Origin of the sequence: Haladaptatus halobius, assembly GCF_020618475.1 — an archaeon.
GTDB lineage: Archaea > Halobacteriota > Halobacteria > Halobacteriales > Haladaptataceae > Haladaptatus > Haladaptatus halobius.
Window position 1 is genome coordinate 1,897,699 of record NZ_CP085335.1, and the last position, 22,852, is coordinate 1,920,550.

The 22,852-nt window shown below is 63.4% G+C and carries 25 protein-coding genes and 1 tRNA gene; 10 read left to right on the top strand and 16 right to left on the bottom strand.

What is annotated here, in order from left to right:
• Window positions 1-564: 564 nt before the first annotated feature.
• Both LIW51_RS10955 and LIW51_RS10960 read right to left on the bottom strand, forming a co-directional pair.
• Complete coding sequence (locus LIW51_RS10955; RefSeq protein WP_227374170.1) at window positions 565-1,761, bottom strand: alanyl-tRNA editing protein; 1,197 nt, start codon at window positions 1,759-1,761, stop codon at window positions 565-567.
• 31 nt (window positions 1,762-1,792) lie between these two features.
• Window positions 1,793-2,302: a helix-turn-helix domain-containing protein gene (locus LIW51_RS10960; RefSeq protein WP_227374171.1), complete on the bottom strand. Its 510-nt coding sequence runs from the start codon at window positions 2,300-2,302 to the stop codon at window positions 1,793-1,795.
• 108 nt (window positions 2,303-2,410) lie between these two features.
• Between LIW51_RS10960 and LIW51_RS10965 the strand changes: the two genes are divergently transcribed.
• Window positions 2,411-2,614, top strand: a complete 204-nt coding sequence (locus LIW51_RS10965) for a TOBE domain-containing protein (RefSeq protein WP_227374172.1) — start codon at window positions 2,411-2,413, stop codon at window positions 2,612-2,614.
• Window positions 2,615-3,072: 458 nt separating this feature from the next.
• On the opposite strand, the gene LIW51_RS10975 is transcribed toward LIW51_RS10965, so the two are convergent.
• Window positions 3,073-3,240 carry a hypothetical protein gene (locus LIW51_RS10975; RefSeq protein WP_227374174.1) on the bottom strand — a complete coding sequence of 56 codons (168 nt, stop codon included), beginning with the start codon at window positions 3,238-3,240 and terminating at the stop codon, window positions 3,073-3,075.
• A gap of 66 nt (window positions 3,241-3,306) precedes the next feature.
• Between LIW51_RS10975 and LIW51_RS10980 the strand changes: the two genes are divergently transcribed.
• Window positions 3,307-3,708, top strand: coding sequence for an acyl-CoA thioesterase (locus tag LIW51_RS10980; RefSeq protein ID WP_227374175.1), 402 nt, complete (start codon window positions 3,307-3,309; stop codon window positions 3,706-3,708).
• Between the two features lie 139 nt (window positions 3,709-3,847).
• On the opposite strand, the gene LIW51_RS10985 is transcribed toward LIW51_RS10980, so the two are convergent.
• Window positions 3,848-3,932: transfer RNA gene (locus LIW51_RS10985), tRNA-Leu, on the bottom strand.
• A gap of 56 nt (window positions 3,933-3,988) precedes the next feature.
• On the opposite strand from LIW51_RS10985, the gene LIW51_RS10990 reads away from it, so the two are divergent.
• The 3 genes from LIW51_RS10990 (at window position 3,989) to LIW51_RS11000 (ending at window position 5,075) form a co-directional block, all read left to right on the top strand.
• A complete protein-coding gene (locus LIW51_RS10990) occupies window positions 3,989-4,213 on the top strand; it encodes a hypothetical protein (protein WP_227374176.1) in 225 nt (74 codons plus the stop codon).
• A 31-nt stretch (window positions 4,214-4,244) separates the two neighbouring features.
• The gene (locus LIW51_RS10995) at window positions 4,245-4,805 is read left to right on the top strand and encodes a DUF420 domain-containing protein (RefSeq protein WP_227374177.1); all 561 of its coding nucleotides are present in this window, start codon (window positions 4,245-4,247) and stop codon (window positions 4,803-4,805) included.
• A gap of 99 nt (window positions 4,806-4,904) precedes the next feature.
• A complete protein-coding gene (locus LIW51_RS11000; protein WP_227374178.1) occupies window positions 4,905-5,075 on the top strand; it encodes a DUF8027 family protein in 171 nt (56 codons plus the stop codon).
• A gap of 364 nt (window positions 5,076-5,439) precedes the next feature.
• Here the strand turns inward: LIW51_RS11000 and purF are convergent, their stop codons facing one another.
• The 4 genes from purF to LIW51_RS11020 form a co-directional block, all read right to left on the bottom strand.
• Window positions 5,440-6,909, bottom strand: a complete 1,470-nt coding sequence (gene purF, locus LIW51_RS11005; protein ID WP_227374179.1) for an amidophosphoribosyltransferase — start codon at window positions 6,907-6,909, stop codon at window positions 5,440-5,442.
• A 161-nt stretch (window positions 6,910-7,070) separates the two neighbouring features.
• Window positions 7,071-7,247 (bottom strand): 50S ribosomal protein L37e, encoded by a 177-nt coding sequence (locus tag LIW51_RS11010; protein WP_227374180.1) that lies wholly within the window; start codon window positions 7,245-7,247, stop codon window positions 7,071-7,073.
• Complete coding sequence (locus tag LIW51_RS11015) at window positions 7,244-7,426, bottom strand: LSM domain-containing protein (RefSeq protein WP_227353953.1); 183 nt, start codon at window positions 7,424-7,426, stop codon at window positions 7,244-7,246. The genes LIW51_RS11010 and LIW51_RS11015 overlap by 4 nt, the downstream gene beginning before the upstream one ends.
• Before the next feature lie 66 nt (window positions 7,427-7,492).
• Window positions 7,493-8,560: a M20/M25/M40 family metallo-hydrolase gene (locus tag LIW51_RS11020; RefSeq protein ID WP_227374181.1), complete on the bottom strand. Its 1,068-nt coding sequence runs from the start codon at window positions 8,558-8,560 to the stop codon at window positions 7,493-7,495.
• 110 nt (window positions 8,561-8,670) lie between these two features.
• On the opposite strand from LIW51_RS11020, the gene LIW51_RS11025 reads away from it, so the two are divergent.
• Window positions 8,671-8,874, top strand: coding sequence for a hypothetical protein (locus tag LIW51_RS11025; protein ID WP_227374182.1), 204 nt, complete (start codon window positions 8,671-8,673; stop codon window positions 8,872-8,874).
• 41 nt (window positions 8,875-8,915) lie between these two features.
• Complete coding sequence (locus LIW51_RS11030) at window positions 8,916-9,869, top strand: zinc-dependent metalloprotease (protein ID WP_227374183.1); 954 nt, start codon at window positions 8,916-8,918, stop codon at window positions 9,867-9,869.
• Window positions 9,870-9,885: 16 nt separating this feature from the next.
• Here the strand turns inward: LIW51_RS11030 and LIW51_RS11035 are convergent, their stop codons facing one another.
• From LIW51_RS11035 to LIW51_RS11050, 4 genes are all read right to left on the bottom strand, one after another.
• Window positions 9,886-10,896, bottom strand: coding sequence for a carbohydrate kinase family protein (locus LIW51_RS11035; RefSeq protein ID WP_227374184.1), 1,011 nt, complete (start codon window positions 10,894-10,896; stop codon window positions 9,886-9,888).
• Between the two features lie 50 nt (window positions 10,897-10,946).
• The gene (locus LIW51_RS11040) at window positions 10,947-11,147 is read right to left on the bottom strand and encodes a DUF8527 family protein (protein WP_227374185.1); all 201 of its coding nucleotides are present in this window, start codon (window positions 11,145-11,147) and stop codon (window positions 10,947-10,949) included.
• Window positions 11,147-11,521, bottom strand: a complete 375-nt coding sequence (locus tag LIW51_RS11045; protein ID WP_227374186.1) for a nuclear transport factor 2 family protein — start codon at window positions 11,519-11,521, stop codon at window positions 11,147-11,149. Before LIW51_RS11045 ends, LIW51_RS11040 begins: the two co-directional genes overlap by 1 nt.
• A 125-nt stretch (window positions 11,522-11,646) precedes the next feature.
• Entirely contained in the window at window positions 11,647-12,210 is a 564-nt protein-coding gene (locus LIW51_RS11050; protein WP_227374187.1) for a hypothetical protein, read from the bottom strand.
• A 267-nt stretch (window positions 12,211-12,477) separates the two neighbouring features.
• Here LIW51_RS11050 and LIW51_RS11055 point away from each other — a divergent pair, with 267 nt between their 5' ends.
• Complete coding sequence (locus LIW51_RS11055; RefSeq protein WP_227376790.1) at window positions 12,478-15,126, top strand: AAA domain-containing protein; 2,649 nt, start codon at window positions 12,478-12,480, stop codon at window positions 15,124-15,126.
• A 32-nt stretch (window positions 15,127-15,158) separates the two neighbouring features.
• Window positions 15,159-16,373 (top strand): lactate racemase domain-containing protein, encoded by a 1,215-nt coding sequence (locus LIW51_RS11060; protein WP_227374188.1) that lies wholly within the window; start codon window positions 15,159-15,161, stop codon window positions 16,371-16,373.
• Between the two features lie 70 nt (window positions 16,374-16,443).
• Here LIW51_RS11060 and LIW51_RS11065 read toward each other — a convergent pair whose 3' ends face one another.
• The 3 genes from LIW51_RS11065 to LIW51_RS11075 form a co-directional block, all read right to left on the bottom strand.
• Complete coding sequence (locus tag LIW51_RS11065; protein WP_227374189.1) at window positions 16,444-18,069, bottom strand: SLC13 family permease; 1,626 nt, start codon at window positions 18,067-18,069, stop codon at window positions 16,444-16,446.
• A gap of 80 nt (window positions 18,070-18,149) precedes the next feature.
• Window positions 18,150-18,395, bottom strand: coding sequence for a DUF8599 family protein (locus LIW51_RS11070; RefSeq protein WP_227374190.1), 246 nt, complete (start codon window positions 18,393-18,395; stop codon window positions 18,150-18,152).
• A 168-nt stretch (window positions 18,396-18,563) separates the two neighbouring features.
• Window positions 18,564-21,341, bottom strand: a complete 2,778-nt coding sequence (locus tag LIW51_RS11075) for an ATP-dependent helicase (RefSeq protein WP_227374191.1) — start codon at window positions 21,339-21,341, stop codon at window positions 18,564-18,566.
• Between the two features lie 208 nt (window positions 21,342-21,549).
• Here LIW51_RS11075 and LIW51_RS11080 point away from each other — a divergent pair, with 208 nt between their 5' ends.
• Window positions 21,550-22,281, top strand: coding sequence for an MBL fold metallo-hydrolase (locus LIW51_RS11080; protein WP_227374192.1), 732 nt, complete (start codon window positions 21,550-21,552; stop codon window positions 22,279-22,281).
• On the opposite strand, the gene LIW51_RS11085 is transcribed toward LIW51_RS11080, so the two are convergent.
• A complete protein-coding gene (locus tag LIW51_RS11085) occupies window positions 22,278-22,814 on the bottom strand; it encodes a hypothetical protein (RefSeq protein ID WP_227374193.1) in 537 nt (178 codons plus the stop codon). The genes LIW51_RS11080 and LIW51_RS11085 overlap by 4 nt on opposite strands.
• Window positions 22,815-22,852 lie beyond the last annotated feature (38 nt).

The following is a 22,852-nucleotide window of genomic DNA, read 5'->3' on the forward strand; positions in this document are numbered from 1 at the left end:
TCTCGTCGTTCGATTCACCGTAGTCCATCTGCCGTATGCGGAACGTGAGGAAAATTTATCGTATTGAATATCATATTTATGAACGATGCCGAGGTGTGACTTCTGTGGAACTGACTACGAAACTCTGAAAACACCTGTCGGTGCTGTAATCGAGGATTCTGTCCAGATCATCGACTCCTCGAGAACCACGATTGCTTAGAGTTAAAATTCGTCAGGAGCGATTCTCGTCACTTCGAGAGTGAATTCGACGATTCCGTCAACACTGCCTCAACGCAGAGTTCAGATCAGAGTAACGCTCCGAGACCAGTGAAGAAGGAAATTCGACGCAGTCCATCTACACCACCGAAACCGAACTTTGAAAGCAGCCCCGATATTCGGCCAGACGGGTCGCTCGGTGCTTCCGAACCGGCTCAGTCTTCGGAGAGCATCCCGAAAAACGGTGAATCATCCGTCACGTTGGTTAAATTCTTATTTAGTAAACGAGTTCTTCTAGTGATTCTAACTTGTCTCCTACTCGCAGGTCAGTTCTGGATACTGACTCTACCAGGACTGCCAATCGGCATATCACTCACGTAAGAACCTGACCACGTCCTCCGGCTCCGCCGACAGTCCGCCACCCTGTGCGAACGTCGGACTGCCTCCACCGCCGCCGCCGAACTCGGCGGTCACGTCACTCACCACGTCGCCCGCCTCCACGTCGCCGTCCGTCCCTACCACGAGGAACGTCGCGCCGTCTTTTCCGGCGAGAACGACTACGTCCGCCGCGTCGCCCGCAAGTTCCTGCACCCTGTCCACGAGTTCGTTCGGACCGACGCCGTCGATGGTGCCGACCAGCCACTCTCGGCCGTCACGAGAAACCGTCTCGTCCGCGAGGTCTTCGATCGTCGCGCCGACGAGTTGGGATTTCGCGTCCCGTAGCTCAGTTTCGAGGGTGGCGAGTTCGTCGGAGAGGCGGGCGACCTCGTCCGGCAAGTCCGCGACGCTCGTCCCCGCGACTCGCGCCGCGTCGAGCGCCAACCGCTTCTCGTCGGTTCGCTCTCGGATGGCGGACGGGCCGACCGCGAACTCCACGCGCGTCAGGCCTTCGCCGGGGTTCGAGCGGTCGAGGAGAGTCACGGGGCCGATCTCGCGGGTGTTTTCGACGTGGGTTCCGCCGCAGGCCGCCACGTCCCAGTCAGCGACCTCGACGACGCGAACCGTGTCGGAATCGCTCAGCACACCTTCCTCCGTCTTCGTGTTGAACGCGATTTCGTCGCGGTTCATCGCCTCCGATTTCAACACCTCCTCCCACGACACCGGAAGCGAGTCCCAGACCGCGCGATTCGTCAGGCGTTCGAGTTCCACGAGGAGGGCGTCGTTGACGTCGGTCGAGGTCTGAAAATCGACGCGAACTTTCTCCTCGCCGATGTCGAACCCGCCGTAGCCGAGGTCGTCCAACACCCTCCGACCCGCGCCGTAGAGCACGTGACTCGCGGTGTGCGCTCGCATGCAGTAGGTGCGGAACTCCTCGTCGACCCGGCCGACGACGGTGTCGCCCGCTTCGAAATCAGGCACCGACTCAGGGTCGAGCGTGTGGACTACTTCGCCATCGCGTTTCTGCACGTCCGCGACGGGGGCGTTTTCGAGCGTTCCTTGGTCGGCCGGTTGGCCGCCGCTCTCGGCGTAGAAGTACGTCTCCGAAAGCACTACGTCGCGACCGTCTCGGCGCTCGACGGTTGCGTCGAAACTCGTCAGGTACGGTTCCGCTGGCGCGCGAGTCATACCCGTTCTCGGAAACGGGCGGACAAAAACGCTACGCCGATTCCGACAGCGTCACGCCGAGGTGGTCTTCGAGCGCCTCGATGACCGATCCGCCGACGCTCGCGCGGTTCGCACGGTTCTGCTCGACCGCGAGGAGGTCGTTCTCCGCGATGCCGAGTTCGTTGGCGAGTTCCCCCCGCTGGAGTCCGGCATCCTGTCGCGCTTCGAGCACGCGGTCGCCGTAGTCGGGAACGAGGTACGGAAGCGGGTCGTCGGCGTAGTTCGTTCCCTCCTCCTCCCAGTGGCTCGCGTCACCCTTGCGCGCGTCGTCCATCTTCGCCGTCTGCTGGGCGGCTCGGCGTTTCCTCTCCTGTTCGGTCGGTTCCGTGCGCTCCCGTCTCTTGGATTTGGTCGTGTCGCTGTGGCTCGCGCAGTTCCGGCACACTTCCAACTGCGCGCCCGCCACGCTCGCCTCGGTCAGCGAGTCGGTGGTCTTCCCGCAGAGTTCGCAGGAACCGCCACTGCCGCCGCCGGAGGAGTTCCCGGTCGAGTATTTGGCCATACACCTGTTAGGAAGTGGCCACATTTCAATATCGCGTTTGCGCCCCGGAGCAAACCGCGCCCGAACGCTTATCGATTCGGTCGTCGTCTTCGCGCCGGGGGGAGAGAGATGTTAAGCGCGCGAAATCGACTCAGCGGCGAGGTCGTCGAGGTGAAAACGGGAGACGTCACGGCGGAGGTGTCCATCGACGTGAACGGCGAGACGGTCACCGCGGTCGTCACCCGCGAATCGGTCGAGAACTTAGAGGTCGAGGAGGGGATGGAACTGACCGCGGTCGTCAAAGCAACCGACGTGATGGTCAGGTCGGACTAAGCTTGCCGATCGAAGGACGACGAAAACACTTTTCTGCGCGTCGTATCGTTTCGGTCGTGATAACTTCAGCGGAAGAATGGTTGACCACCTAATGCAACAGCGAGCACGATGATCGCCTGCGCAGCGAACTACTGTCCCGAGTGCGGTAACGAACTCACGAACGCCGAGATCGAAGACAGAGACCGCGACTATTGTTCGTCGTGCGATCACATGTGGTGACGACAGTCGGTGCCGACGACGAGTGTAACCGTCCGCGAAGACGACCGCGTTCTGCTGATTCAGCGAGAGGATGGCCGGGATGCTGGTCACTGAGATCTCCCGGCAGGGCATCCAGAGTACGATGAACCCGCACGGGCGGCGCCCGCGAACTCCGTGAAGAGACGGGACTCGTCGTCGATCCTGTCGAGTTGGAGCTCGTCGGGACGGTTCTCTCGGAGAGTTCCCGGGCGAACTACCGCTCAATCAATTACCGCACCGACCGCGCGGCGACCGATGGCGAAGTCGAAGCCGGTTCTGACGCCGCAGACGCGCGGTTCATTTCCGTCGAATTCGTACGAGTCGGGTACGTGGACGTTCGAAAACTCGGTCGGCTCCGACTCCGAGACGTCAGGGTTCTTGAGTGACATTATCGTCGAAGAAGCTAGCAGTTCCGAACCGACAAACGGATTTATCCGCCTCCGGCTACGGTTTCCATGGACGAGTTCGGCTACACCACCTACATCGAACCGCGTTACCGCGACCTCGATACGATGGGTCACGTCAACAACGCCGTCTACGCGACGTATCTCGAACAGGCCCGAGTCGACTACTCGCGGGACGTTATCGGCATTTCGCTAGCGGAGGTGAGCGCGGTCATCGCCCACCTCGAAATCGACTACCGCCGGTCGATCACGGTGGAAGACGAGGTGACCGTCGCCATGCGCGTTCCCGAACTCGGCGAGTCCAGCGTCCCGATGGAACACGAGATTCGCGCGGGCGACGACGTGGCCGCCACCGCCGAAGTCGTGCAAGTCTTCGTCGACCCGGAGACGGGCGAACCGTGTCCGATTCCGCCGGCGTGGCGCGACCGAATCGCCACGCACGAAGGGTTCTGAATCCGAGAATCGAGTAGCTTCGGCTGGCGAGTGTCGTTTCGGTAGGAATTGTGCGTGGGTGATGTCCGCGAAGGAGATCACCTGCATCGTGTTCGGCGGCGTCGCCGCCTCACATTCCGCGGCAAAGCCGCGTGTGCGATGCGTGGGACCGGATTTGAACCGGCGGACCCCTACGGGACAGCGCCCTCAACGCTGCGCCGTTGGCCTAGCTTGGCTACCCACGCCCGCTGTCTCTTTCCGCACTCAACCGTTGATGGTGGCCCGATAAAAGGGCTTTCATTTGACTCGGAAACGAGAGGGGTTCGCACGAACCTATCAATCGACTGCCGGTAGCGTAATTATCGACGCGCACGTTGCAGAAACCATGCCCGTTCGCCGCCTCGTAAACCGGATTCGGAACACCCAAATCGATTACGTCTGTCCCGATTGTGGCCGGGCGTTCGACCTTCCGTCCGAAACCTGTCCGGCGTGTGATGGTGAGCGCCTGTACCGAATCGTGAAGTAACTGGTATGCCGCCCGAGTACGAAATCGTGGTATGGAAGCTACGGTTCGAAACAACGTTCCGGCGCTGACCGCGCTTCTGACCGCCGTCTCACTCGCGCTGGTGTTCGGCGCGGTGCTCGGCGTCGTTCCCGAGCAGTCGATTCCGCGCGCGCCCGACTCGGTGATAGCCGCGATTCCGCACGCCAACGCGGTCATTAGCGTCGTCGCCATCGCCGTCATCGGAGGCGCGTGGCGCGCGATTCGACGCGGCAACGTCGCCCGCCACCGCGCCGGGATGCTGACCGGACTGGCGTTGTTCGTCGCATTCCTCGGTCTCTACCTCTACCGCGTGTCGCTCGAAGGGCCGACCGAGTTCCCCGGTCCCGGCGCCGTCGAGCGGTTCGTCTACCTCCCGATACTGGCGGTTCACATCCTCCTCGCAATCGTCTGCATCCCGCTGCTCTACTACGTGCTCCTGCTGGCGCTCTCCCGACCGGTCAGCGCGATTCCGCGAACGAACCATCGCCGCGTGGGGAGGGTTGCGGCCTCGCTGTGGCTCGTCTCGTTCACGCTCGGCGTGGTCGTCTACGCGCTGTTGTACGTCGTCTACTGACCTCGCCGGTCGCCGTTTTTCACGCTCTCAAAGGGGAGATAACGAAGTGGCGTGGTAGCTAGCCGCACGATATTTCCCCCGTCGAATCATACATCGTGTATGCCGATTCCGGGGTACGACGAGGACGATCTGGACGAGATGCTCGAACAACGACTGGAAGAACGGAACGACGACTCGTTCCTCACGCCGAGGCAACGGGAGCGGTACGAAAACGGCGATAGCCTCCTCGACATCCTGGACGAGGACGACATTCACCGACTGCTCGACTGAAACCGTGATTTTTCGAAATTCGAGTCAGCAGTCAGAGACGCCCGACAGCAGGCCGAGTTTTACCTTTCGTCGGCATCTTCACGAACGACCTGCGGGCCTCGGCGGATGAAGGGCGAAGGAACCGATGGAAGACGAGCGAAGCGAGTCTTCTGAGGTGACTGAGGGCTTCGTTAGAACCGGCATCAGCTAGCGTCTCGGTGGTTGTGGTCGAGAAGCAGGCTCCACCGGAAAACGTTGATTCGAACGAAACCCGAAATCCCGTTTTCCAGGCTGTATGGGTGCCTCTCGGTCACTGCGGACGACTCACGGTGCTCGTTGTCCGCGCTCGCTACTGTCCTGAAAAACCCGCCGAAATCCTCCGTAATCAGTCGTCCGAACTCGCGTCTTCGATGACGGGCCGGGTCGCGTCGCGGTCGGTCTCCTCGCCGTCGATGTCGTAGGGATATTCGCCGGTCACGCAGCCCAGACAGAGGTCGTCCTGTTCGGTGCTCAGAGACTCCGCGATTGCCTCCTTCGAGAGGTAGGCGAGGCTGTCGGCGTCGATGGCGTCCCGGATGTCCCCGACCGACTTGTCCGAGGCGATGAGCTCCTCGCGAGTCGCCATGTTGATGCCCATGTAACAGGGCGCGACGATGGGTGGAGCGCCGATTCGCATGTGGACTTCCTCGGCCCCACAGTCCTTGAGCAGTTGGACGAGTTGGGTCGACGTCGTCCCGCGGACGATGCTGTCGTCGATGAGCGTCACGGTTCGCCCTTCGACGGTGGATTTGATGGGGTTGAGTTTGAGACGAACTGCGCGCTCCCGCTCGTCCTGCGTCGGCATGATGAACGTCCGCCCGACGTAGCGGTTCTTCATCATCCCTTCCGCGAACTCCACGTCCGAGCTGTCCTCTTGGGCCGCTTCCGCGTACCCCGAGGCGAACGCGCGCCCCGAGTCCGGTACGGGCATCACCACGTCCGTTTCGATGCCGTTTTCCTCCCAGAGCTTTCGGCCGAGTTCGCGCCGCACCTCGTAGACGAGATTGTCGTCGATGACGCTGTCCGGGCGGGCGAAGTAGACGTGTTCGAAGAAGCAGTGGGCGGTTCGCTCGCGCTCCACGAGTTGGTAGGTGTCGAACCCCTCGCCGTCGGGTTGGAGGACGACCAGTTCGCCGGGGCGCACGTCGCGGACGAGTTCGCCGTCGATGGTGTCGATGGCCGCCGATTCGGAGGCGACGACGTATCCGTCCTCGACCTCGCCGATGACGAGGGGCCGGTTTCCTTCGGGGTCGCGCACGCCGAGAACGGTATCGTCGTGCATGATTGCGAGCGAGTACGAGCCGTGGATGCGGTTCATCGTCCGCTTGACGGCGCGGATGAGGTCTTCTTCGAGCAGGTTGCGCGCGAGGTCGTGGGCGATGACCTCGGTGTCGCCGTCGGAGGTGAAGGCGTGACCCTTTCCGGCGAGTTCGTCCCGAATCTCGTCGGAGTTGACGAGGTTCCCATTGTGCGAGAGCGCGAGCGACCCGCTCTTGAACGAGACGGTGAAGGGCTGGGCGCAACTCTTGTCCACGCTTCCGGCGGTCGGATACCGAACGTGACCGATTCCGGCGCTTCCGGCCAGGCCGTCGATATCGTCCTCGCCGAAGGCGTCGCCGACCAGTCCCATCTCGACGTGGCTGTGCTGTTGGAATCCGTCGTGCGTGACGATACCCGCGGACTCCTGCCCGCGATGTTGGAGGGCGTACAAAGAGTAGTAGAGGGGACGTGCGGCGTCTCGACCCGCCAGCGACGCGCCGACGACGCCACACTTTTCGGTTGGTTTTTCGAGGTTCCCGGCCCGGCCACCTGACATAGGCGTCCATAGCGCGGGCCGGTAGTAAAAACTCTCGTTATCGTGCCGAATTCAGTATCTCGAAAACACGAAATATGCACGATTATGCGTATCGTCGGGCGCGAGATACCGGCGGCTCGACGGTCGATGCCCGGAAAGAGTGAAAAGATCCGCGGCGGAAGTTAGTTGTCGCCCGCTTTGCTCTGCCACTCGTAGTCGCGTCGTTTGCTTGATTTGCCGAATCCGCACGACGAGCAAACCTTCTTCCGAATGTGGTAGGACTTCTCGCCGCAGCGACGGCACTTCACGTGTGTCGTCTTGTTCTTCTTGCCCTGGCTTGGGGTTCCTGCACCAGTCATGGAGTGATCGAAACGACGTTATCGCCGCGTATAATGGTTGTGTCTTCGTCCTCGATGACGAGGTTCATATGCTGGTCGTAGCCGGTAAGCGTGCCGGTGAACTCCTCGCCACCCTTCAACTGCACGGTCACCGCGGAGTTCAGCGACGCTTCGAGCACGTCGAGTGGTCGTCCGCTCATATCAACAAACCCAGTGTTTGCGTTGATAAACGTACCGGAACGCGAGTCAGAGCGATCGACTCCGAATCAGAGGTCGACCGCGAACTCGTCCCGGTTGCTCGACCGTGCCGCGAACTCGGCGAGGAGCTCCGTCGCGGCCTCCAGGTCGTCCGTGTCGATGACTTCGACCGGCGTGTGCATGTACCGGTTCGGCAGGCCGAGATTGAGCGACGGCGTGCCGCCTCGGGCTGTGAAGAAGGCATCCGCGTCGGTTCCGGTGCGGATTCCCGACGCCTGCAGCTGGACGGGGATGTCCGCCTCACGTGCGGCCTCGCGCACCACCGCGACGACTTCGGGGTGGTTCGCGCTTCCGCGTGCGACGACGGGGCCGCCGCCGAGGTCGACGTCGATGTCCTTGAACCGTTCCTCGTTCGTCAGGTCGGGACTGTCCATCGCGTGGGTCACGTCGATAGCGACGATGGCGTCGGGGGTGAGGTCGAAACCGACCATCTTGGCTCCTTGCAAGCCGACCTCCTCCTGTACCGTGCTCACGGCGTACACCGTCGCGTCCGCGTCGCGTTCCGCCGCGCGTCGGAGGGCCTCGGCCGCGACCCACGTCCCGACGCGGTTGTCGATGCCCGGCCCGGCCAACCTCGTCCCGTGGAGTTCTTCGACGGTGGGGGAGAAGACGATGGGGTCGCCCACGTCCACGAGTTCCTCGGCTTCGCGCTCGTTCGCCGCGCCGATGTCGACGTGCTGTTCGACGATATCTTCGAGTTCCTCGTCCTCCCGTTCGCGGAGGTGGATCGCCCGTTGGCCGATGACGCCGCGGACGACGCCATCATCGGTCTGGATTTCGACGTGCTGTCCCTTGGAGACGGTGCGATCCGAGCCGCCAATTCGGTCGATTCGGAGGAATCCGTCCTCGTCAATACCGGCGACGATGAACCCGATCTGGTCGGCGTGTCCCGCGAAGGCCAGTTCGGGGCCCTCGCCCTCGGCGACCGCAACGGCGTTGCCGTACTCGTCGGTTCGTACCTCGTCGGCGAACTCGGAGACGTACTCGACCCACGCGCGCTGGCCGGGTACTTCGAACCCCGAGGGACTCGGCGTCGTGAGTAACGTTTTCAGGAATTCGCGTCGTTTTTCGTTCATACGGGAAATCGGGAGGCGGCGTATCTTCAACCTCCCGGATACCACCACTTCGTGTAACTGATGTTTCATCTATCCCGAACCGATAAGGCAGAGATTACCGAAGGAGGAGTATGGGAGTTTTCGAACTTCACCTACACGAGCCGAACTTCACGCTGAACGTGGGCGGAGACGATTCGTCCGCGGAGTCGTCGCTCGACTGGGGGCGAACCGACGGAGACGAATCAGGGCCGGCGATCGCGGGGAAACTCGGCCCGTTACTCGTCGTGCTCGCCGTCGTCGTGTTGGCGATGCGCAGGAACAGACGCCGGGGGTAGGAGACAGAAGCATTTTGTCGGCTCGAACCCAACGGGGAATCGTGAATCTCTATCGTAGCGTCCGGGCCGTCACGAACGCGTCCGGAACCGGCCCCATCGACTGGGCCGCGGTCGCCGAAGCTGCGAAGGCGGCGACGGATACCGGCTCCATCGATCTCTCGTCCGCGGAGCAATCGGCGTACGCGAACGACGTGCGCGACGCCCGAAGCCGCGTTCGAGCGGTGTCAGGCGTCTCGTTCGACGTGCCGGACACCGTCGAGATCCAGAACCGCCACCACTGGATCGACGCGAACATCACGACGTTTCGGCGCGTGATGGAACCCATCGAGGAACACGGCCCGACGGTGCTCCCCGACGTCGCCCGCGTCCTCAACACGGGGACGATGTCGGTGATGCTCTCGCTCCTCGGCAACAACGTCCTCGGGCAGTACGATCCCCTCCTGCTCGCGGAGGGCGACGAACACGCCCTCTACTTCGTCCACCCGAACATCGAGCGCATCGCGGGGAAGCTGGACGTGGATTTCGACCGATTCCGCAGGTGGATCGCCTTCCATGAGGTGACCCACGCCGCGGAGTTCGGCGCGGCCCCGTGGCTCTCCGACCACCTCGAAGCGCAGATGGAGTCGGGCGTCGAAGCGCTGGCTCACGGCGAGGTCGACCGCGAGGCGTTCCGGACACTCGACGCCGCGATGACCTCCGTCGAGGGCTACGCCGAACTCCTCATGGACGAGGCGTTCGACGACGAGTACGAAGACCTCCGGCGGAAGATCGAGGCGCGGCGCAAGGGGATGAACCCCCTCTCGAAGCTCGTCCGACGACTACTCGGTCTCGGCTTGAAACGCAGACAGTACGAGCGCGGGAAGGCGTTCTTCGAGCACGTGGTCGAATCGAGGGACATCGAAACCGCGACGCGGGTGTGGGACGCGCCGGAAAACCTCCCGAGCGACGATGAACTCGACCACCCCGAGCGATGGCTGGCTCGAGTCGGCGCGTAGTTGCGGTTTCCCGATCTCACCCTTCAGGAATTAGTTTTCGAACATCGTCCCTCTCCGCCGTCGTTCCGCGTTCGACGCGCCACGACGAGCAGGCATTCGCCAGCGCGAGCACCGGTTCCCACTCCATTCCGACCGCGAGAGCGAACGTCATTCCGCCGGAGAACCTATCTCCGGCCCCGGTCGTTCGCTCGACAGTCGAAACGGGGAGATTTTCGACCGTCACGGTTCCGTCGCGGGTCGCGGCGACCGCCCGGCTTTTGCCGTGATAGACGACCGCCGAGACGTTCGCGTTCGCCCTCACCGCATCCAGTTTCCTCGCGTCCGACCTCCGAGACGCGCCGACCTGCTCGGCGAGTAGCTCTAACTCCGGACGATTCACGCTCACGACCACGTCGAATCTAGCGTCGAGGTCGGCGAGTGCGTCGAAACAGTCGGCCACGAAGTCGTCGGTAACGTCGGTCAAGTCGCCGGGGTCGAAGACGAACGCGCCGCCCGAACCGCCTCGGGACGCGAGGTATCGAAACATGTCCGTCAATGCCGGAAACGACGTGACGTTCCCGCAGCAGACACCGTCCGCATCGAAGACTCCCGTCAGATCACCGCCGGCCGCGACCCGTAGGTCGGCTATCGTCCACTCTCGAATCGCCTCGGGCTCGGTCACGAGCATGACGGCGTCGCCCTCTAACTCCACCACCGAAACCGAGGCCGGCTCCCCCATCGAGCGGTTGGCGTACGGGAGGTCGGCGAACGTCGGGTGGTCGAGGTGCCCGAACAGCGTGACGCGACCGCCGAGCGCGTGAGCCTGCGTCGCCATGTTCACCGCCTGTCCGCCCGCCTCGCGGTCTCGGGGTTCGAGGCGGAACGACTCCGCTCCGTCACTGAGTTCGCTTCCGAACCCCTCTCTGGAGCTAACGTACCCGTCGCCGTCGCGGACTCGGCAGTATATGTCCACGCTTCCGTCCGGAAACGCCACGATACTGGGGGCGGACGGCGTCCGTAGTTCGTCGCGGAGTTCGTCGTAAGACATGTGACGAGTTCGGACGCCCGCCTCAAAAGAGTACGGTGGACAGCGGTCGGTCATCGCGTTATCCAGTCGAGGTACCACACCAACAGCCCACCGACGACGAGTCCGCTCAGCACCGCGACCGCCATACCGACCGCACTCGCACCGGCGTGGAGCGCGATGAGTCCGCCCGAGGAGCCGACGAGCAGGACGATTGCGGCTTTCAGGCGGCTCATCGCGGCGGTTCGCTCTTCGCTGGATATCGGCCCGACCATCAGAGTTCCCGTGCGATGCTGACGTGCATGCCGGTGAAAACCCATTCGTCTTCGTCCCGTTCGAGGACGCCGCTCCACCGAGTGTCGAACGCTCGCCGCAGACCCGTCCGAGCGTCGACCCACGCGAGTCGAACGTCGTCAGAGAACCGGGCGAACTCGCTTTCTTCGACCACCCGGAAGCGCTCGCTCTCGACGTTCCAGTCGGCGGTGGCGTTCGTCTGTTCGCACAGTCCCGCCGCGATTTCGTCGTATCCCGTGAGGCGTTCGCTAATTCCGAACTTCACGACATCCTCCCGCGCGGCGAAGAACGGATGTAGAGGGTCACCTCGCCGGAGTGCCTCGTAGTAATCGTGTACCGTGTCTTCGGCCCCCATGCGAAGTGGGTGCGAACGGGAGGTGCTTAAACCCCGGCGGGACTGGGTGAAACGTCCGTTTGTGTCACCTGTTCACGAGGATGGTTCGTGAAGGCGGTCGTCAGTTTTTCGTCGGTGAAGCCGTACTACTGAAATCCGCGCCCGACTTCGTCCTCGTCGATGAGGTCGTCCAGCTCCGAACTCAGCAGTTTCTCCGCCTCCTCGAACGTCTCCGAGAGGTCGCCGACCGACTCCGGGCGGTCGTAGTTGTCGAAGTCCATCGGCCCGAAGGCCGGGCTTTCTATCGCCTCCATCACGTCGTCGAATAGGTCGGCGGCCGAGGTCGGCGCGTCCGCGTGAGCTTTGATGGTCTCTTCGAGTCGTTTCGCGCGCACCTCGGCCTCCTTCTCGTTCGGGCGTTCTCGCTCCGGGTGGCGAACCGCGAACCGACCGCCGCGGAACTCCTTTTCGGGGAGGTAGCTCCCTATCTCGTCGTCCAATTTCCGGGCGACCTGTGCGCCGACGCCTCGAACCTGAAACGGATTTTTCGCGTACGTCTTTAGGTGGTACAGACCTGCGCTCGGGTGGCCGAGGTAGAGGTCTTCGCCGACACCGCCCGCTCGCGCACCCCCGGCGGCCCGCCAGCCCTCGGGGTCGACGTCGCGGTCAATAACGTCTTGGAGAACGTCCTGCCAGTCTCGAACCCGCATGGGTACACCCTGTCACGCCGAGGAGATTAACGTGTCGCTTTTTCGGATTCGTGCGCCGGTTCCATCGGCGAGTTTCGAGTGGCCGAATGGTCAGTGATCGTGCGCTCGAAAAGTTGCGGACACCCTTCGGGAGGCGATTTCGGCATCGGTGTGACCGTGTTCCCGAACGCCCTCGTGGATTCATTCCTAGAAACGGAAACGTCGCGGTGTTATCTCCGAACGCCGCAACCGACAGAATTTTTCGCGCCGAAGCAGTACGAACTGCTTGTGAATCTACGGGGGATAGTCTCCGAACCGGGCGAAGTGCGAACCGTCACGACGCGGTACGGCGAACGCGAACTCGCCGAGGTGGTCGTCCAGCCGGACGACGACGCGCCGCAGACGGTGACGCTGTGGGGGAAGTGGACCGAGACCGCCGAGCAACTCCGCGAGGGGATGGAACTGCTGGTGACCGACGTCGAGGAGTCGGAGTACCGGGGCGAGACGCAGTACGCGACGGGCGAAGAATCTTACGTCGTGGTCGAACCCTCGTTCATCGTGGACGTAACCGACGTTCGCTCGTGGGTGCAGTGTCCCCGGATGTACTACCTGAACAAGCTCTCAGGAATCCCCCTGAACTACCCCGTGGTGAAAGGGACGGTCGTCCACGAGGTGTTCGGCGACCTGCTCCGCGGGCGCGACTTGGACGATTCTATCGACGAGCGCGTCGAGGAGGCGGGGTTGGAACTCGGCTTACTCGGCCGTGAGGCGGAGGAAGTCGCGGGCGAGGTTCGCCAGAACGCCTGCGCCATCGAAGGCTGGCTGGAACAGGGCGTCCTGACCGACACCGACGAGTGGCGGAGCGAGTACACCCTCATCAGCAAACGGTTCGGCATCAAAGGGCGGTGCGACGCGCTCCGCCGAGGTATGCCCGTCGAGTTGAAGACCGGGAAGAACACGAACCGCGAGCCGCGCTTTCAGGACAAGATTCAGGCGGCTTGCTACGCCTTACTCCTCCAAGAACGCGACGTTCCGGCGGACACCGGCACCCTGCTCTACACCAAAAACACCGCCTTAGACCGTACCGAGGAGTCGGGCGACCTCTCGCCCGCGAAGGAGTTCTCCATCGGAAAGGGTCTCCTTGAGTTCGTCGTCCGAACCCGCAACGCGATCGCCGCGATGGAGTTCGACATGGACGTTCCGACGGGCTACGAGGCGAACGCCAAGTGTCAGTACTGCTTCGAGAAGGACACCTGCATGGTCGTCTCGGGTCGGCTCGACCAGGAGTCGAAGGCCGGGCAAATCGGCACCCCGATCCCAGAGGACGAACGCGAGTATTTCGACCGGAAGTACCGCGAAATCGAAGAGGAGCGCCGAGCGACCCACGCGGAGTACGCCAAACTCTGGGAGCAGACCGCGGAGGAGCGCGCGAACGACGACCGCGCACTCGTCGACTTGGAGCCGGTCGGTCAGCACCAGCGCGACGGTGGGCGGTGGGAACTCACCGCCCGGAAAACGGACGACGCGGTCTCGAAAATTCGGGAGGGAGACGTGGTGCTCGCCAGCAACGGCCATCCCGTCAGAGGGCACGCGGAACTCGCCCGCGTCGAGAAACTGACCGACGAAATCGTCGTCACGACGGACGAATCGGTCGAACTCCGGCGGCTCGACGTGTACCCCTCTGAAATCTCGACGGATCGGATGCTCACGGCGCTCCACGACTGCCTGCTGAAAGGCGATGAGCGCAGGAAAGACGTGCTGTTCGGGCGGCGGGAACTCGAGTTCGCCGACGACCGAGAACCGTTCATCGCCAACAACGACTCGCAGAACGCGGCGGTGAACCTCGCCGTCAACGCCGAGGACTGCGCACTCATCCACGGCCCGCCCGGCACCGGGAAGACTTACACCATCGCGCGAACAGTCAGAGCGTTGGTCGAACGAGGCGACCGCGTCCTGCTCTCGGCGTTCACGAACCGCGCGGTGGACAACGCGCTGGAAGCGCTCAGGGAGCAAGGATTCGAGGACGTAGTGCGCGTCGGCACCGAAAGCGGCGTCCGCGAGGATATGCAAGACCTCAAACTGAAGCGCGGCGGCGACCCCAACGACCGCGCCGCGGAACTTCAGGGTGCCGGCGTCGTCGCCGCGACAACCGCGACCTGCGGCTCACGAGTCATGCGCGCACAGGAGTTCGACGTGGCGCTCGTGGACGAAGCCTCGCAGTTGACCGAACCCGCCAGCCTCGCCGCCGTCAACCTCGCCGACCGATTCGTCCTCGTCGGCGACCACCACCAACTTCCGCCCGTCGTTCGAGCCGAAAACGACCTCTCGGAGTCGCTGTTCGAGCGTCTCGTGGAGCGGTATCCCGACGCCTCCGTCATGCTCGAACGCCAGTACCGGATGGCACAGCGAATCCAGGCCTTCTCGTCACGAGAGTTCTACGGCGGCGCGCTTCGCCCCGCGAGCGGCAAAGTGGCCGTCCAACGAATCGCCGACCTGCCGAGCGTCAAGAGCGACGCGCTTCCGCCGGAACTGCGCGACAGCGTGACGTTCGTCGACCCTGACGGAAAGTCGGTCGGGAACACGAACTCCGTGGAGGCTGAGCACGTCGGCGATATCGTCGCCCGATTCGCGGCGGCGGGCGTCGCACACGAGGACATCGGCGTCATCGCACCCTTCCGGGCGCAGGTCGCGGAGATATCCCGCCGGGTTCCGGCGTCGGTGGCGGTCGACACGGTAGACCGATTTCAGGGGTCGAGCAAGGAGGTCATCGTCGTCTCGTTCGTCGCCACGGGTGATCTGGACAGCCCCATCTTCGACGACTACCGCCGGGTGAACGTCGCGCTGACCCGAGCCAAGAAGTCGCTCGTTCTCGTCGGCGACGAGAGCGCGCTTCGCTCCGAACCCCTCTACGACCGGATGCTTGACTGGGCGACCTGAACCCTTTCGTTCCCGCCGCCCCAAATCGGCCTATGGACTACTCGCTCCCGGACTGCGACGTGACCGTTCTCGAACCGCCCGGCGGAACCCCCGTGAATCCGCGTGATGCCGCCGAGCACGCGGTCGAGAACCCGCACGGTTCGCGTCTCGAAGAACTGGTGTCGCCGGACGAGACGGTCGCAATCGTCGTGACCGACGTGACGCGCGCGACGCCGGACGACGTGCTGTTGGACGTTCTTCTGGGCGAACTCGGGGACGCGGGCGTCGGGCGCGAGCAGGTCGTCGTCGTCCTCGGACTCGGCCTCCACCGACCGATGACCTACGCGGAGATTTCGGACGCGCTCGGCGAACACGCCGCCCTCGCGGAGAATCACGACGCGAACGCGGCGGTCGAAGTCGGACGCGTCACATCGCCGAGCGGGGACGAGGTTCTGATCGAACTGAATCCGACCGTCGCCGACGCCGACCGCGTGCTCTCGACCGGGATGGTCGAACCGCACCAGTACGCCGGCTTCTCGGGGGGAGCGAAGACGGTCGCAATCGGCGCGGGCGGCGAGTCGCTCATCCGACACACCCACGGCCCCGAGCTGCTCTCGCAGGCGGGCGTCAGACTGGGCCGAATCGATGACAACCCCTTCCGCGAACTGCTCGACCGCGCCGGAGACCGCATCGGCCTCGATTTCTGTCTGAACGTCACGCACGGCCCGCAGGGGATTCTGGGCGCCAGAGCAGGTCACCACCGAGACGTGGTCGCCGACCTCGCGGAAACTGCAAAGGAGGCGCTGTCCGTTCCGGTCGAGCGCGAGTACGACGCGGTGGTCGCCGGCGTTCCCGAAGCCAAAGCCGCGAACCTCTATCAGGCGACTCGCGCCGCGACCTACGTCGTCCTCGGCGACCGGAACCCACTTCGCTCCGACGGGCGCGTCGTCGTCCCCGCCGAACTGCCGGAGGGCGCAGGCGAGGGCAAGGGCGAGCGACGATTCTACGACCGGCTCGCCGGTGCGACCGACCCGACGAGCCTCTACGACGAGATGCGCACCGGTTACGAGCCGGGCGCACAGCGAGCCTTCGTCGTGGCGCGCGCGCTCCGCGACCACGACGTGTTCGTCGCCGGAAGCAAACGTCCGGAGGTGGTCGAGGACTGTCTCATGCACGCTCGCGGGTCGGTCGAGGACGCCGTCGAACCCGGAAGCAACGTGCTCGTCGTTCCGAACGCGCTGGATATGCTCCTCGTGTCGCCCTCTTAGCGCCTCGCAGCGCTCTCGTAACCGCCTCGTGTCGCTCGCACGACACGGTCGAAAACGGAGTATAGCGGAATTACCAGAGCATCTGCGGCCAGACGAACCGGAAGAGCAACCATATGAGACCCGTGAGCACGAGCGTCATCAGCAGGTTCAGGACGACGCCAGCGCGCATCATCTGGCTCTGCTTGAGGTAGCCGCTTCCGAAGACGATGGCGTTCGGCGGCGTTGCGACCGGGAGCGCGAACGCGAAACTCGCGGCGATGGCCCCCGAAACGGAGAGGAAGACGGCCGCGGCCACGTCGCTGAGGCCGAGCGTGGCCGCGAAGGCGCCCCCGATGCTGATGAGGATGGGGACGATGATGGTCGCGGTCGCGGTGTTCGAGGTCATCTCCGTCAGGAAGATGACGAGGAGAACGACCGCGCCGACCACCAGCACTATCGGCGAACCGGTGAGCGATTTGAAGACGGTGTCGGCGATCCACTTCGTCGCCCCCGTCGTGGCGAGGGCGTCGGCGAGCGCGATACCGCCGCCGAAGAGGAGGATGGTTCCCCAGTCGATGTCCACGAGGTCGTCCCACTCCATCGTATCCGCCAGCACGAGCGCCGGGATTGCCAGCAGTCCGACCACGACGTAGTAGAGCATCCCTTGGTGTCCCCGAACTCCGAACACGCTCGTCCCCTCGCCACCGTACAGCGTCACCGCCCACGCCGACGGTAGGTAGGGACTGACGAAATCCTCGAGACCCCCGACGACCCACAGCAGCGCCGTCGCCGTGAAGATGGCCGCGACGCGGTTGCCGCGGGAACTCAGTTCACCCTCCTCGGCGAGATACTGGCGCGCCTTCTCACGGGCGGCGCTCACGTCCGCGACCTGTGGAGGGTAGAGGACGTACGTGAGCAGGTACCAGACGATGGGAAGCGTGATGGCCACGATGGGAAGACCGATTAGCAACCACTGGGCGAAGCCGATCTCGTAGCCGAGCGTCTGGTTCAACTGCGCGGCGAGCACCGCGTTCGGCGGCGTGCCGATGAGCGTTCCGACGCCGCCGACGCTCGCCGCGTAGGCGGTGCCGAGGAGCATCGAAACTTGGAGATTCGTGAAATCGTCGTCTCCCACGCCCGCGACCGCGCCTGTGCCGCCGTCCGCGGCGATGTCGGAGTCCATATCGTTGGCGCTCGCCGCGGTTGATTTGACATTCTCGCGGCCGACTATCTGCGAGAGGACGCCGAGTGCGATGGGCGTCATCATCGCCGCTGTCGCCGTGTTCGATACCCACATAGAGAGGAACGCAGTGGCGAGCATGACGGCGAGAACGAGTCTGCGGGGGGACGACCCCATGACGGCCATCATCCACAGCGCGATGCGCCGGTCGATGTCGTACTTCTGGAGTGCATTCGCCAGCATGAACCCCGCGATGAACAGGAAGATGATGTGATCCGCGAACCCCACGAGTGCCTCGTCCAAGTCGGCGTACACGCCGAAGATGGTGAGCAGGATGGGTATCGACAGCGCCGTGACGGCCAACGGAAACGCCCCCGTCACCCAGAGAAACCCCGCGAAGAACATCGTCGCGAGGGCGTACTGCCCGCGAACCGAAAGCCCGGCGGGGTTCGGAGCGCCCGCGATGATGGCCGTACCGAGCAGTGCGAGAATGAACGCGACGATGCGCCCGCGTGCAGAGGATAGTCCTTGTATCATTGATACACGCCAACATAGCTTAATGTGATGGTTAATAACTTTCGATAACCGTGCGAGAAATTCCCACAATGGTAATATTTCTAGAAATTTTCGGTGATAGCGCGAATCTGTTCCGGAGTGAGCTCGGCGGAGTACAGGTCGAACAGATCGTTGCGCCGTGACAGCGAGAGAGCGCGGGTACCGCTTTCGAGCATCGAAACGTGGGCCTGCATTAGTTCGTTCAGTTCTCGTTCGATGGCACGCTGTTCGAATCCTGCGGCGACTCGGAGCAGTCGCCACGCCATCGGCGAAAGCTCCGTGATGTCGACGCCGTCCACATCAGTCATCGAGCGTAGCTATGTGAGGTTCTGCTCATAAACGTCAGGGAGTACAATGGTTCAGGCCTCGACGTCGATCCGTCGAGTAGCAGGTACTCCGCAAGATGCCACGTCCGTTCCCCATCGGGGATGTGCGACCCTTTCGGCAGAGAAGAGCATGACCTCGCGTTTCTCGGCTCATTTGGACGCGGAGATTCCCGAGCCCGAGGGGGCGTCGTAGTCGTCCTCGATCTCCTCCAATACGCGGTCGTGGAACTCCCGTAAGACCGCGCTCTCGTCTTCCGCGAGCACCACGTCGCTCGCCATGAGCGTGGCGAGGCCGAACGCTCGCGGTGTCGGAGACTGAACTCTGTGCTGGACGACTTCGATCTCCCCGGCCTGCACCGCCCCGAGAATCTCCTCGATCGCTTCGACCGCGAGTTTGTCTTCGACGATCTCGCGGTATGTCTCTTCGATGACGGCGAACTCCTCCAACTCGTCGGCGAACCCCAACAACATCTCGCTGGAGACCTGCTGTTCGCTGGCGGATTTTTCGTACCCCTTGTAGCGTTTGAGTATCATCAGCGAGCGCGTCGCGTTGATGCGGAAGTAGCGTTGGAGGAGGTCGGTACCCGAGAGCGCGGCGCGGAGGTCGTCGCGCACCTCGTCGGGGTCGATGTCGCGAAGAATACTCGCAACGTCCACCTTTCGGTTCAAGGGCATTGAGACGGTGAACCCGTTGTCCGCGACCGCGACCGAGACATTCGTGTTGGCCGCCTGCGCGCAACGGTAGGCGACGACGCGCGAGAGGCCGTCGTTGAACTTCCGGCCGTAGTTCGAGTGAACGTAGTAGTGGCGTTTGTACTCGTCCCTGTCCATCTCGATCTCGACCGCGAGGCGGTCGTTCGTGCTGATGCTCTCTTGGCCGGCGTAGCGAACCTGCTCGTCGAACATCCGGGTGATGGCTCGGACGCTGTTCTCGTCCAGCGGGAACTTCCGAAGCCACACCCGAACCGCGGGTTTGCCGCGGTCGGCGAGCCGTGAGAGCAGTTTCCCCTGAAAATCGGCTATCTCCCGTCCGAGGTCGTAGGAGAGTGGAAGACGTTCCGAGAACCACGAGGGAACCGTCGGGCGCGCGCTAGTGCGGTCGACGTACACCTTCGACCCGCGTCGATAGCGATACTCGAAATGCTGGCCGCCGAGAACGAACACGTCGCCTTTTTCGAGCGTGTCGAGGTAGTTCTCGTCCAAGTCCCCGACCCACTCGTTGTCCGCGCGGGTGAACACGTCGCAAGAGAACGAATCGGGTATCGTCCCGATGTTCGTCATGTAGATGACGCGGGCGAGGCGACCGCGCTTTCCGATCAGCGACTCGCCGACCGGGAAGTCCGGGTAGTGGTACTCGCCGTCCGGCGGGTCGTTCTCGTCGCGCCAGACCTTCGCGTAGACGTTCCTGTCCTCCAACCCCTCGTATCCCGCGGTGAGATAGCGCATGAGCGATTCCCACTCGATTTCGGAGTAGTTCCGGTAGGGGTAGGCGCACTCGAGCGTGGCTTTCACGTCCGTTTCCCGCCGAACTTCGTTTATCGCCATGCCGTAGACGTGTTGAGCCGCCACGTCCTGTGCGTTCTCGGGGACGAACACGCGGTCGACGAACCCCTCTTCCGCCTTCTTGAGCATGACCGCACACTCGACCAGTTCGTCCCTGTCGAGCGCGATGACCCGACCGGTGACGGTCTGGCCGATGCGGTGGCCCGCCCTGCCGACGCGCTGGAGCAGGGACGCGACGCTCTTCGGCGAGCCGACCTGCACCACCAGATCGACGTGGGGCATATCGATACCGAGTTCGAGGCTCGTCGAAGTGGTCACCACGTCCAAGTCGCCCGCTTTCAATCGCTCCTCGATCTCGTGGCGGGCGTCCTTCGAGAGGCTACCGTGGTGACAGCCCGAGTTCCCCTCGTCGTACTCCTCGAACCGCTCTCGGAGGTTCTGGAGGACGCGCTCCGCGCCTGAACGAGTGTTCGTAAAGACGAGCGTGTTCGTGTGCTTCTGCACGAGGTCGTGTAGTTGGCGGTAGAACCGGTCTTGTACGCGGTCGCGCGGCGCGTGGATGAGGTCGTCCGCCGGACAGCAGAGTTCGAGGTCGAACTCGCGGACGAACCGCGCGTCCACGATTTCGTGGTCTCGACTCTCGCCGCCGGACGATTCCCGCCCGACCAGGAACTCCGCGATGTCTGAAAGCGGTTCGACGGTCGCGGAACAGCCGATCCTTGTCGGCGACTGCGCGATGTTTTCGAGGCGTTCGAGGCTGACCGAGAGATGCGTGCCGCGCTTTCCGTCCGCGAGGCTGTGAATCTCGTCCACGACGACGTACTCGACGGTTCGAAGCTTCTCGCGGAACTTGGGTGAGTTGAGCAAGATAGCGAGCGTCTCGGGCGTGGTGTTGAGGATGTGCGGCGCCTCCTTCAGCATCCGCTGTCGGGCGGCGCTGTCGGTGTCCCCGTGTCGGATGGCGTGACGCACCTCGGTTTTCGTTTCCTCCGAATCGTCGGACTCCGACGCCTTGCGCTCCATCCGGTCGCGGATACCCGACAGCGGGACTTCGAGGTTCCTGTGGATGTCGTTGGCGAGTGATTTCAGGGGCGAGACGTAAAGGCAATAAACCGAGTTCTCCAGCCCCGTCTCGCGCTCCCTGCGGAACAGTTCGTTCAGAATCGCGGTGAAGGAGGCCAAGGTCTTGCCGCTGCCCGTCGGCGCGGCGATGAGGGCGTTCTCGCGCGCGTGGATAAGCGGAATCGCTTCACGCTGCGGTGGGGTGAAAAATCCCCCGTTCTGCGGGACGTACTCCCCGAACTGTTCGACCCACCACTCACTCACTGCCGGTTCGAGGAGGGCCAGCGTCTCCTCGTCGGCGAGTTCGACCGCTTCCGGGTCGAACTTGAATCCCTCGCGGGCCAGCAGCGTTCTCCCATCCATTTGTTTCGGATTGGAATCGGGCGGCAAAGAGGGTTGTGCCAGCGGAGTGAAAGTGAAACCGTCGAGCGTCGGGCGATGCGATGACCATCGGGTGGCGCGGAGTGGTTCCGTCTTCGGTTATAAACCTTCGGCTGCGCTCAGCGTGTCCGGGGGAAGGTAACTCTCCGCACCGACCAAACTTTTCCCTCTCCCCGACGCGCATTCGAGTATGCGAGTCACGTTCCTCGGTACGGGAAGCGCGATGCCGACCGGCGAGCGGTTCCAGACCGGAATCGTCGTCGAAGACGACGGGCGTCGTCTCCTCGTGGACTGCGGTAGCGGCGTCCTCCACCGCCTCCAGCAATCCGGAGTGGGCTACGAGAACGTCTTGACCGTCCTGTTGACCCACCGCCACCTCGACCACGTCGCCGACCTCCTACCGCTCCTCAAAGCTCGCTGGCTCGCCGGAGAAGAACACCTCGAAGTCGTCGGGCCGAGCGGGACGAAAGCGTTCCTCGACGGCCTGCTGTCCGTCCACGACTACCTCGACGGACGAATCGACCTCCGGGTGCGCGAAGTCGGTGCTCGGGAGTTCTCCGTCGCGGGATTCGACGTGGAGGGGTTCGAGACGCGCCACTCGATGCCCTGTCTCGCCTACCGATTCGGCGACGAGTTCACCTTCAGCGGCGACAGCGAGGCGTTTTCGGGGCTGGCGAACTTCGCGGATGGCTGTGCGGTTTTCGCCCACGACTGTTCGTTCCCCGACGAAGTTGACGTGTCGAACCACCCGACGCCCGGTCAACTCGGCGAGGCGCTTTCGGGTGCGGACATCGGTCGCGTGTACCTCACGCATCTCTATCCGCACACCGACGGGAACCACGAGGCGATGCTGAACTCGGTCGGCCAGCACTACGACGGCGACGTGCGCTTCGCGGAAGATTTACTGTCGGTGGAACTCTAAGCGTCGGCCGCGGTTTGCTGACGTTCGCCGCCGGACTTCGCGGAGACAGAGCCCTCGGGCAGCGAAAAACTGGCGACGCCGAGCGGCAACTCTCGGTCGCGAACGGTGACGATTCGACGCAGGCGGAGTTCGCCGTCCACCTGAAGTTCCTCGCCGTCGAGACGGCGTTCAAGTCGGAGCGCTCCCTCGCCGTCGCCCGCTATCTTCGACGGTTCGACGTTCTTCGGCGGTGAGGTGAAGTCGTCCGTCCAGACGAGATTGCAGAACGTTCCGCCGTCCCGTTCGTCCCCAAGCCGAACGTTGCCGCCGACGATGTAGGCGTCGAATGTGCTGTCGTTGTTGAATTCGATCTCGATGCTGACGGAGCGTCCCGACCGCTCGGCGCGCATCTCGGTCACCGACACGTCCTCGACCAGCGGGCCGAATATCCGGTGTTCGTAGCGATTTGAGAGTTTCAGTCCGACGACGGGAACGAGTCTGACGAGATAGTAGATCGCCACGATGGCTAACTTCCCAGCCAGATACAGAAACATCGTGTCGGGAATGTGTTCGCTTCGAGGTTAAGCGTTCT

What these genes read in the sequence shown, in the direction of transcription:
- LIW51_RS10955 (WP_227374170.1), bottom strand. Translation starts at nt 1,761, where the DNA reads ATGACTCGCGCGCCAGCGGAACCGTACCTGACGAGTTTCGACGCAACC.
- LIW51_RS10960 (WP_227374171.1), bottom strand. Translation starts at nt 2,302, where the DNA reads ATGGCCAAATACTCGACCGGGAACTCCTCCGGCGGCGGCAGTGGCGGT.
- LIW51_RS10965 (WP_227374172.1), top strand. Translation starts at nt 2,411, where the DNA reads ATGTTAAGCGCGCGAAATCGACTCAGCGGCGAGGTCGTCGAGGTGAAA.
- LIW51_RS10975 (WP_227374174.1), bottom strand. Translation starts at nt 3,240, where the DNA reads ATGTCACTCAAGAACCCTGACGTCTCGGAGTCGGAGCCGACCGAGTTT.
- LIW51_RS10980 (WP_227374175.1), top strand. Translation starts at nt 3,307, where the DNA reads ATGGACGAGTTCGGCTACACCACCTACATCGAACCGCGTTACCGCGAC.
- LIW51_RS10995 (WP_227374177.1), top strand. Translation starts at nt 4,245, where the DNA reads ATGGAAGCTACGGTTCGAAACAACGTTCCGGCGCTGACCGCGCTTCTG.
- LIW51_RS11000 (WP_227374178.1), top strand. Translation starts at nt 4,905, where the DNA reads ATGCCGATTCCGGGGTACGACGAGGACGATCTGGACGAGATGCTCGAA.
- purF (WP_227374179.1), bottom strand. Translation starts at nt 6,909, where the DNA reads ATGTCAGGTGGCCGGGCCGGGAACCTCGAAAAACCAACCGAAAAGTGT.
- LIW51_RS11010 (WP_227374180.1), bottom strand. Translation starts at nt 7,247, where the DNA reads ATGACTGGTGCAGGAACCCCAAGCCAGGGCAAGAAGAACAAGACGACA.
- LIW51_RS11015 (WP_227353953.1), bottom strand. Translation starts at nt 7,426, where the DNA reads ATGAGCGGACGACCACTCGACGTGCTCGAAGCGTCGCTGAACTCCGCG.
- LIW51_RS11020 (WP_227374181.1), bottom strand. Translation starts at nt 8,560, where the DNA reads ATGAACGAAAAACGACGCGAATTCCTGAAAACGTTACTCACGACGCCG.
- LIW51_RS11025 (WP_227374182.1), top strand. Translation starts at nt 8,671, where the DNA reads ATGGGAGTTTTCGAACTTCACCTACACGAGCCGAACTTCACGCTGAAC.
- LIW51_RS11035 (WP_227374184.1), bottom strand. Translation starts at nt 10,896, where the DNA reads ATGTCTTACGACGAACTCCGCGACGAACTACGGACGCCGTCCGCCCCC.
- LIW51_RS11040 (WP_227374185.1), bottom strand. Translation starts at nt 11,147, where the DNA reads ATGGTCGGGCCGATATCCAGCGAAGAGCGAACCGCCGCGATGAGCCGC.
- LIW51_RS11045 (WP_227374186.1), bottom strand. Translation starts at nt 11,521, where the DNA reads ATGGGGGCCGAAGACACGGTACACGATTACTACGAGGCACTCCGGCGA.
- LIW51_RS11050 (WP_227374187.1), bottom strand. Translation starts at nt 12,210, where the DNA reads ATGCGGGTTCGAGACTGGCAGGACGTTCTCCAAGACGTTATTGACCGC.
- LIW51_RS11060 (WP_227374188.1), top strand. Translation starts at nt 15,159, where the DNA reads ATGGACTACTCGCTCCCGGACTGCGACGTGACCGTTCTCGAACCGCCC.
- LIW51_RS11065 (WP_227374189.1), bottom strand. Translation starts at nt 18,069, where the DNA reads ATGATACAAGGACTATCCTCTGCACGCGGGCGCATCGTCGCGTTCATT.
- LIW51_RS11070 (WP_227374190.1), bottom strand. Translation starts at nt 18,395, where the DNA reads ATGACTGATGTGGACGGCGTCGACATCACGGAGCTTTCGCCGATGGCG.
- LIW51_RS11075 (WP_227374191.1), bottom strand. Translation starts at nt 21,341, where the DNA reads ATGGATGGGAGAACGCTGCTGGCCCGCGAGGGATTCAAGTTCGACCCG.
- LIW51_RS11080 (WP_227374192.1), top strand. Translation starts at nt 21,550, where the DNA reads ATGCGAGTCACGTTCCTCGGTACGGGAAGCGCGATGCCGACCGGCGAG.
- LIW51_RS11085 (WP_227374193.1), bottom strand. Translation starts at nt 22,814, where the DNA reads ATGTTTCTGTATCTGGCTGGGAAGTTAGCCATCGTGGCGATCTACTAT.